At 62.9% G+C, this 8201-nt stretch carries 9 protein-coding genes; 2 read left to right on the top strand and 7 right to left on the bottom strand.

The window, feature by feature from the left end; genetic code table 11:
* Nucleotides 1–941: Rieske 2Fe-2S domain-containing protein (locus IV091_RS16195; protein WP_293470288.1), on the bottom strand; the 941-nt coding region annotated here is incomplete at its 3' end.
* A gap of 351 nt (nucleotides 942–1292) precedes the next feature.
* On the opposite strand from IV091_RS16195, the gene IV091_RS16200 reads away from it, so the two are divergent.
* Nucleotides 1293–2234 (top strand): LysR family transcriptional regulator, encoded by a 942-nt coding sequence (locus IV091_RS16200; RefSeq protein WP_293470289.1) that lies wholly within the window; start codon nucleotides 1293–1295, stop codon nucleotides 2232–2234.
* On the opposite strand, the gene IV091_RS16205 is transcribed toward IV091_RS16200, so the two are convergent.
* The 5 genes from IV091_RS16205 to IV091_RS16225 form a co-directional block, all read right to left on the bottom strand.
* On the bottom strand, nucleotides 2235–2693 hold the full coding sequence (locus IV091_RS16205) for a hemerythrin domain-containing protein (RefSeq protein ID WP_293470290.1): 459 nt from the start codon (nucleotides 2691–2693) through the stop codon (nucleotides 2235–2237).
* Nucleotides 2694–2881: 188 nt separating this feature from the next.
* Entirely contained in the window at nucleotides 2882–3796 is a 915-nt protein-coding gene (locus tag IV091_RS16210) for a catechol 1,2-dioxygenase (protein ID WP_293470291.1), read from the bottom strand.
* Between the two features lie 62 nt (nucleotides 3797–3858).
* Nucleotides 3859–4842, bottom strand: a complete 984-nt coding sequence (locus IV091_RS16215; RefSeq protein WP_293470292.1) for a tripartite tricarboxylate transporter substrate binding protein — start codon at nucleotides 4840–4842, stop codon at nucleotides 3859–3861.
* A gap of 41 nt (nucleotides 4843–4883) precedes the next feature.
* Nucleotides 4884–5162: a muconolactone Delta-isomerase gene (gene catC, locus IV091_RS16220; RefSeq protein WP_293470293.1), complete on the bottom strand. Its 279-nt coding sequence runs from the start codon at nucleotides 5160–5162 to the stop codon at nucleotides 4884–4886.
* Nucleotides 5163–5173: 11 nt separating this feature from the next.
* Nucleotides 5174–6358 carry a muconate cycloisomerase family protein gene (locus IV091_RS16225; protein ID WP_293470294.1) on the bottom strand — a complete coding sequence of 395 codons (1185 nt, stop codon included), beginning with the start codon at nucleotides 6356–6358 and terminating at the stop codon, nucleotides 5174–5176.
* A gap of 124 nt (nucleotides 6359–6482) precedes the next feature.
* On the opposite strand from IV091_RS16225, the gene cynR reads away from it, so the two are divergent.
* Nucleotides 6483–7361, top strand: coding sequence for a transcriptional regulator CynR (gene cynR / locus IV091_RS16230; protein WP_293470295.1), 879 nt, complete (start codon nucleotides 6483–6485; stop codon nucleotides 7359–7361).
* 15 nt (nucleotides 7362–7376) lie between these two features.
* Here cynR and IV091_RS16235 read toward each other — a convergent pair whose 3' ends face one another.
* Nucleotides 7377–8147, bottom strand: coding sequence for an alpha/beta fold hydrolase (locus tag IV091_RS16235; RefSeq protein WP_293470296.1), 771 nt, complete (start codon nucleotides 8145–8147; stop codon nucleotides 7377–7379).
* Between the last annotated feature and the right edge of the window lie 54 nt (nucleotides 8148–8201).

Consider the following 8201-nt stretch of genomic DNA (forward strand, 5'->3'; position numbering starts at 1 on the left):
TACAGGCACAGGTTGCGCGAGTGGTTGATCATCCAGTCGGCGCGGGCCTGGCCGAATTTCTCCACCAGTTCGCCTCGAATGGCATAGGCCGGGCGGTCTTCGGGGTTGGCCCACTTGGTCCACAGCAGCATGTGGCCATGCTCGAAGGAGTAGAAACCGCCGCCCTGCTTGGCCCAGCTGCCCGCGTCCATAGCCTTGACGTTGTCGCCGGCTTCGCTTTGCTTGCGGTGGTTGGTGGTGGCTGCGTAGTTCCAGTGCACCGAACTGACGTGGTAGCCGTCGGCGCCGTTTTCGGTCTGCAGCTTCCAGTTGCCGTCATAGGTGTAGGTGGAGGCGCCGCGCAGCACTTCCAGTCCTTCGGGCGACTGGTCCACGATCATGTCGATGATCTTGGTGGCTTCGCCCAGGAATTCCGACAGCGGCTTGACATCGTCGTTCAGGCTGCCGAACAGGAAACCACGGTAGCTCTCAAAACGCGCGACCTTCTTCAGGTCATGGCTGCCCTCCTTGTTGAATGACTCGGGGTAACCCGCCCCGTCGTTGCCATCCTTGACCTTGAGCAGCTTGCCGCTGTTGTTGAACGTCCAGCCGTGGAAGGTGCAGGTGAAGTTGGCCTTGTTGCCCTTTTTGCGGCGGGCCAGCGTGGCGCCACGGTGGGAACAGGCGTTGATGAGGGCGTTGAGTTCGCCTTGCTTGTTGCGCGTGATCACGATCGGCTGGCGACCGATGTAAGTCGTGAAGTAATCGTTGTTGCCCGGAATCTGGCTTTCGTGGGCCAGGTAAATCCAGTTGCCTTCAAACAGGTGCTTGACCTCCAGTTCGAACAACTCGGGATCGGTAAAAGCGGCGCGGTTGAGGCGATAGATGTGCTGCTCTTTGTCTTCGACCAGCATGCCATCGAGTCGCTCCTGAACGTTGGAAGGGTGCGTAGGGGTGCTCATAAAAAGTCTCCGTTCTTTTCTCGTTTGCAAGGAACTCCTGCAACGATGCATTGACGAGGCATCGCCACCGGGAAAATTATGCGTTTTTGGCATGCATGCCGACGTGGCCTGGACGCAGCGACGCACCGTCGCATGGATAGATTTCTTTTTTATTTGTCTCTCTTTCCTTGGGGGAAAGAACCTTTGGCAGCGGCTTCAACCCAGGGGTGGCAGGTCAGCAGCACCCTGATGGCAGCCGATAGGCTGGACATCAGCAAGGTCTGTTTTTTTAATTCTTGTCACGATTTTGAAATAAAGTGGCGCGGACATCAAAGACCGTTTTAGACTCACTCCATACCGAAAAAGCATGCTATGGATTTTCGACACTTCAAATATTTTGTGGCGGTGGCCGAAGAGCGCAGCTTCACCCGGGCGGCGGAGCGGCTGCACATCTCGCAGCCACCGCTGAGCCGGCAGATTCAGCAGCTGGAAGACGAAATCGGCATGAAACTGCTGGACCGCGATGCCCGGCCGCTGCGGCTGACCGAAGCCGGACGCTTCTTTTATGCCCGTGCCGTGCGCCTGTTAGAGCAGGTCAACGAGACCGTCACCATGACGCGGCGCGTGGCCCAGGTTGAACGGCGGCTGGTGATCGGCTTTGTGCCTTCCACCATGTACGGCGCGTTGCCGCGCATTGCCCGGCTGTTTCGCGCCGTCAAACCGCAAACCGAACTGGTGCTGGTGGAAAAACTGTCGGTTGAACAAAACGAGGCGCTCAACGCCGGGCGGATTGACGTAGGCTTTGGCCGCCTGCGGCTGGACGACCCGCGCGTCAAGCGAGAGGTGCTGCGCGAGGAACCGCTGGTGCTCGCCATACCGGCCGAGCATCCGCTGGCCGGCGCCACCACACCCTTGAGCCTGCTGGAGGCCGTGCCCTACACCCTGCTGATTTACCCCCGCTCACCCCGGCCGAGCTATGCCGACCAGGTGCTTTCCCTGTTCCGCGACAAGGGCGTCGAGCCGATGACGGTCCACGAGGTGCAGGAAATGCAGACCGCGCTGGGCTTGGTGGCCTCCGGCATGGGCGTGTGCGTGGTGCCGGCCAGCGCGCAAAGGCTGCGACGCGACGAAGTAGTCTATCGCCCGCTGCTGGAGGCCAGCGCGGTCTCGCCCATCATCATGTGTACGCGGCTGAACGACCAGTCCGAGGACATCGTGCTGCTCAGGTCACTGATTGACGAGGTGTACCGCGCCCAGGCGGCTGAAAAGCTGCTGGCGCAAAGCCGGCAGCCGCCTGCCGGCACCCAGACCTGATCACCGCAGGGACAGGCCGCGCCTGAGCACCACCGGCTTGCCGCCCATGGTCCGGCTGAACATCCAGTGCGCCAGGGCCGAATCGAGCTGGTCCGCATGTTGGGGGAACCACTGGGCCAGGTGCTCCACCAGATCGCGGCAGATTGCCACGTTGCCTTGCGCCAGCAGGGCCTGCACTTCCTGGACCGACTGCAGCACCGCCGCATGCTCGTCCATGTGGCACTCCCGGGGCGGGAATTCGGTGCTCAGCATCCACTCGTTTTCCATCTCAAAATGATGCTTCAGATGGACGGTGAACTCTGCCAGCAAGGCGGGCAGCGCGGCATCGGCGGCGCGCTGCATCTGGCCTGTCAGGTCAACGAATTCCTGATGCACCTCGTCAATCGGCGTGTAGCCCAGCAGGAATTGATCGCCCCATTGCAAGGACTCGGAAGCGTCAAGGGGTTCAGTGGGGGTCATGGTAAATGCCTCGAAGTTTGCGCTGAGTTTCGACGAAAAAAGCCGCCTTCGTTCGAAGGCGGCTTTTCAGTATGCAGTCAGCAATGACTTTCCTGCGCCATACCCGCCTGCGCGGGTATGACGGACGGGAAGTCAAGGCGCATTTAGGCTGGTTCGCAGCTGATTGCGCCTGATGGCTGCACAGGCGATCAGGCGGTAACGCGCGCCATGCGGGCGGCAGGGGAGGCTTCGTCTTCGTTCAACGCTTTTTGCATCACGAAGTCAAACCGTGCGCGCGTGAAGGGTGCGGTGATACCCAAGGACTCGTAACCTGCGGGTGCGACATCTTTCTCGATCTTCACAATCAATCCGTCACGCGTGGCAAAGGCAAAATCATCATCAATGTAAGTGTCGCCAGGGATGTTGACCTGCGTGGTCAGCGTGCGTTGACCGGGCGCGACCACCAGGAAGTGGATGTGCGCAGGACGGTTGCCGTGGCGGCCCAGGGCTGCAAACAGTTCGGAGGTCGGGCTGTTGGGCGGAATGGCGTAGCCTGGCGGCAGGTAGCTGCGAAAGCGGTAGTTGCCTTGCGCGTCGGTCTCGATGCGGCGGCGCAACTCGTAGGGCTTCATGCCAGGGAAGAAGTGCGAGTAGCCGCCCACTTCGTTGGCATGCCACACGTCCATCATGGCGTTGGCGACAGGCTTGCCGTCGGTGTCCAGCACCTGGCCTTCCATCACGAAGATTTCGCCCTTGGGCTCGCCCTCGTCCAGGCGGGTTTCCACCTGGGCGGTGGGGGCGCCGGCGACGAACAGCGGGCCTTCGATGGCGCGCGGCGTGCCAGCAGCGCGGCCGGCTTTTTCATCGGCTTCATCCATGCGGATATCCAACAGGCGGTCAAAGCCCAAGCCGGCAGTGATCAGACCGACCTGCCCGCCCTGGGCCAGGCGGTTCAGCCAGTCAGTCGCCGCCCAGAACTCATCCGGGGTGATGTCCAGCTCGTCGATGGTTTTGAACAGATCGGTCACGATACGCTCGCTGATCTGACGCAGGCGCGGATTTCCGGGTGCGATGTGCTTGGTGTTGACAATGTCAAGCAATTGCTTTTGGGTAAGTTCTGCCATGGTGGTATCTCCTCTAGGTGGTTTTAAGTTGGGAACAGAAAAAGTTGTTGTGCGCAATGCGCTCAGTCCAGCTTGATGCCGCGCTCGGCGATCAGCTTGCTCCAGCGGGCCGATTCGCGCGCCAGGTGCGCGGCCAGCTCGTCAGGCGTCGAACCGACGGGTTCGGCACCAATCGTTTCAAAGCGTGCGGCCACATCAGGCTGCTTCATGGCATCCAGCAACGCGGCATTGAGTTTGGCAATCACGGGCTTGGGCGTCGCCGCTGGAACAAACACCGCAAACCAGGGCGACACTTCATAGCCAGGCAAACCCGCTTCAGCCAGCGTGGGCACATTGGGCAGGGCGCTGGAGCGCTTGGCGGTGGTCACGCCCAGCGCGCGCAGCTTGCCGGACTGGATGTGCGGCCGCGCCGAGGTGATGCTGTCAAACATGTAGTTGACCTGGCCGCCCAGCAAGTCCGCCACGGCCGGGCCGCTGCCTTTGTAGGGAACGTGCAGCATCTCGACTTTGGCCAGCGAGGTGAACACTTCCCCCGCCAGATGAATGGAGGTGCCGTTACCGGCCGAGGCATAGGTCAGTGTGCCGGGCGCCTTGCGGGCGGCAGCCATCACGTCGGCCACGGTTTTCACGTTGGGCTGGGTCGAATTGGTCACCAGCACGTTAGGCACCACGGCCAGCAGGCTGACCGGGGCAAAGTCCTTGACCGGGTCGTAGTTGAGCTTGCCGTACAAGGGCTTGTTGGTCGCCATGCCGATGGAAGTGATCATCATGGTGTAGCCGTCGGCGGGCGCCTTGGCAACAAAATCAGCACCGATGTTGCCGCCCGCGCCGGGCTTGTTCTCGATGACGAAGGGCTGACCCAGCGCCCTGGCGGCTTTCTCGCCGAGCGTGCGGGCAATCGCATCCATGGCGCCGCCCGGGGGAAAGGGAACAATCCAGCGGATCGGCTTGCCGGGCCAGTCGCTGTTGGTAGATTGCGCATGGGCAGCAGGCGCGGCGGCCAGGGTGATGCCTGCAGCCAGCAGGGTGAGCAGTTGAGTTTTCAAAGCGTTGTCTCCGTTATTTTTTGTTGCAATGCGGTTTCAGATCAGGCAATTGCCGAAGGGTGCGCTGCCAGCGGCGTCACGTCGATCTTCATGAACGGGAACAGGGGCAGGCCTTGCAGCAGCTGGTGCAGTTCGTCATTCGACGCCACATCAAAAATGCTGTAGTTGGCGTATTCGCCGACCACGCGCCAGATGCTCTTCCAGCGGCCGTCGCGCTGCAGGTCCTGTGAATAGGCCTTTTCGCGGGCCTTGATCTCGTTGGCCTCGGCGGCGGGCAGATCACGCGGGATGTTCACATCCATACGAACTAAAAATAACATGCGGGTGCTCCCTAAACAGTGGCGGCACGATGGCCGAGATCGATGTGTACTGGCGCCAGGCCGGTGCGGGCGCGGTCAAAACGCTTGAGCTGGGCCATGTCCACCTCGACCCCAAAGCCGGGGCCGTCAGGCAGTTGTAGCTCAAAGTCGCGAATCGGCATGCGTTCGGTGACGATGTCGTCCACCAGCAGTTGCGGGCCAAACAGCTCGCAGCCGTGGTGCTGGGTGCCCAGCGTGCAGAACAAGTGCGCGGCGGCAGCGCTGCCAATCGAGGTCTCCAGCATGGTGCCGCCGTACCAGCCGATGTCGGCCGCATCGGCCACAGCGGCGACCTGGCGCGTGCGCAGCAGGCCACCGTGCTTGGCCACCTTGAGCGAGAACACATGGCAGGCCTGGGCGCGCGCCAGCAGCATCGCGTCCTGCGGGGTGCAGACGGTTTCATCGGCCATGATGCTGGCACGGTCGCCCAGCGTCGCGGTGAGGGTCTTGAGTGCTTCCACGTTCCACTTGGCCACGGGTTGCTCGATCAGGGTCACCCCGGCATCAATCAGTTGCGGCAGAAAGCGGCGCGCGGTGTTGCCGTCCCAGGCCTGGTTGATGTCCACGGTCAGCGTGGCGCGGCCCTGGAGGCCGCGCGCGATTTGCGACACGTGGGCCACGTCTGCTTCCGGGCTTCGGGCCCCGATTTTCATTTTGAAGATGCGGTGGCGCTTTTGCTCCAGGCGCAACTGGGCTTCTTCGAGGTCGCGCGTCACGTCGCCGCTGGCCAGCGTCCAGGCCAGGGGCAGGCTCTGGTGGCGCTTGCCGCCCAGCAGTTGCCAGGCCGGCAGGTTCAGCGAGCGCGCCACGGCATCGATCAAGGCCATCTCTACCGCGCTCTTGGCAAAGGCATTGCCCTTGCAGGCCAGGTCCATGCGGGTCAGCGCGGTTTCAAAGCAGGCGCCGTCCTGGCCCAGCAGCGCGGGCGCCAGGTAGGCGTTGATGGCGTGCTGGATACCTTCGGGCGATTCTTCATTCCAAGATGGCCCGCCAATGGTGGCCGCCTCGCCAAAACCGCACGCGCCGTTGGCCAGCCACAACTGGACAATGACGGGGCTCTGGCGGCTGATGGAGCCAAACGACAGCTTGTGCGGACGGATGGTGGGAATGTCCAGAATCCGCGCCTCGATGCGCTCAATCGGAAAACGGCTCGTCATGAAGGAGGCCCTTGCTTCGGAAGTGAAAAACATCTGAAGATTAAGGGCAAACAAGACCCGCTTCCAATGATTTATTTGGTACAAATCATTCGATATCTTCGAATGATTGAAGTACGATGAGCCCATGGAAATCCGCCAGCTCCGCTACTTTCTCGACATTGCCCAGACCGAGCACCTGACGCAGTCGGCGCAAAACCTGTTTGTGACCCAGTCCACGCTGTCGCACGGCCTGCGCCAGCTGGAGCAGGAACTGGACGTGACCCTGTTCGACCGGCTGGGGCGGGGCTTGAAGCTGTCGCAAGCCGGGGCCGAATTTCGCGTCTATGCCACCCGGGCGCTGAAGGAAATCGAGGCCGGCCGCATGGCGCTGGCTGACCTGAGTGGGCTGCAGTCCGGCACGCTGACGGTGGGCGCCTTTCCCACTTTCCTGAACACGGTGGTGCCGGCCACGGTGGCCGCCTTCAGCCAGGCGCACCCCGGGGTGATGGTGGAGGTGCGCGACTTGCGCGCCGGCGCGATCGAGGCCTTGCTGCTGCGCGGCGAGCTGGACCTGGGCATTGCGTTTCACCCGACCGAGCACGAGGAAATTGAGACCGAGCCGCTGTTTGACGAGCGCATGCTGCTGGTGGTAGGCGCCTTGCATCCCCTGGCCAGGCGGCGCAGCCTGGCCATGAAAGCCCTCGCGGGCCTGCCCCTGGCACTGTTGCCGCGCAGCTTTGCCACGCGCCGGCTGATTGACGCAAGCCTGCGTCAGGCCGGCGTGGTGCCGAGCGTCAGGGTGGAAATGGATTCGGTGGAAGCCTTGCTGGGCGTGTGCCGGTTCGGCGAGCTGGCGAGCATCGTGCCTGAACGCGCCGCGCGGCAAGCACCCGATCTGCACACCATTGCACTGACCGAGCCGCACATGGTGCGCACCGCCGGCATTTTGTGGCGGCGCGGTGCATCGCGCAGCGCGGCTGCGCGGGCCTTTGCGGCCCTGCTGCTCACAACCCCCTTGCTGTGAGGGGGTGGGCGGGATTTACAAGCTCTGCCAAAAATCGGTCAGCAGGCGGGCAAAGGCCTCGGGCTGTTCCACCGCGCTCAGGTGCGCAGCATCCAGGCTTTTAAGTTGCGCACCGGCAATGCCTTGGGCAATCGCCTGCGACATGGCGGGCGGTGTGGCTTCGTCACGGCTGCCGGCGATCACCAGTGTCGGGCAGGTGATGCGGGCGTTGCCCGCCGCCAGGTCGATCTGCGCCACGGCCGCGCAGGCGTGGGCATAAGGCGTGGGCGCAGTGGCTTCGAGCACCGCACGCAAGGCGGCCACGCGGGCGCTGCCGCCGTTGGCGTCCGCGCGAAACTCGGACGTGAACCATCGCTGCATGGCGCCTTCGGCAATCGGGGATACGCCCTGGGCCAGCACCGTGTCGATGCGCGCTTGCCACATGGCCCGGGCCGCCTCGTCGTAGTGGCTGGCCGAGTTGGCGATGGTCAGGCTGCGCACCGATTGCGGGTGGCGCGCGCCCAGTGCCTGGGCCGTCATGCCGCCCATCGACAGGCCGACAAAATGCGCCGGACTCGCGCCCTGGGCGCGAATCAGCTCGGCGGCGTCGTCGGCCAGGTCATCCATGTTGTAGGCGCTGTCCGGTTCGGCAGAGCGGCCATGGCCACGCTGGTCATAGCGCAGCACCGTGTAGCGGTCCTGCAGCGCGGCGGCCACGCCGTCCCACATGGTCAGATCGCAACCGAGCGCGTGGCTCAAGACGACCAGGGGACCCTGGCCTTGTTTCACAAAATGAAGTTGCGACATGCGTGTGTTCCAGCGAGGTTAAAAAGGACGGTATTGTGCCTGCTTTGGCCGTCA

The organism is Polaromonas sp. (assembly GCF_018780625.1).
Taxonomy (GTDB): domain Bacteria; phylum Pseudomonadota; class Gammaproteobacteria; order Burkholderiales; family Burkholderiaceae_C; genus Polaromonas.

Bases quoted from the DNA above. Each gene is read 5' to 3' on its own strand.
- IV091_RS16200 (WP_293470289.1), top strand. From the start codon at position 1,293: ATGGATTTTCGACACTTCAAATATTTTGTGGCGGTGGCCGAAGAGCGC.
- IV091_RS16205 (WP_293470290.1), bottom strand. From the start codon at position 2,693: ATGACCCCCACTGAACCCCTTGACGCTTCCGAGTCCTTGCAATGGGGC.
- IV091_RS16210 (WP_293470291.1), bottom strand. From the start codon at position 3,796: ATGGCAGAACTTACCCAAAAGCAATTGCTTGACATTGTCAACACCAAG.
- catC (WP_293470293.1), bottom strand. From the start codon at position 5,162: ATGTTATTTTTAGTTCGTATGGATGTGAACATCCCGCGTGATCTGCCC.
- IV091_RS16225 (WP_293470294.1), bottom strand. From the start codon at position 6,358: ATGACGAGCCGTTTTCCGATTGAGCGCATCGAGGCGCGGATTCTGGAC.
- cynR (WP_293470295.1), top strand. From the start codon at position 6,483: ATGGAAATCCGCCAGCTCCGCTACTTTCTCGACATTGCCCAGACCGAG.
- IV091_RS16235 (WP_293470296.1), bottom strand. From the start codon at position 8,147: ATGTCGCAACTTCATTTTGTGAAACAAGGCCAGGGTCCCCTGGTCGTC.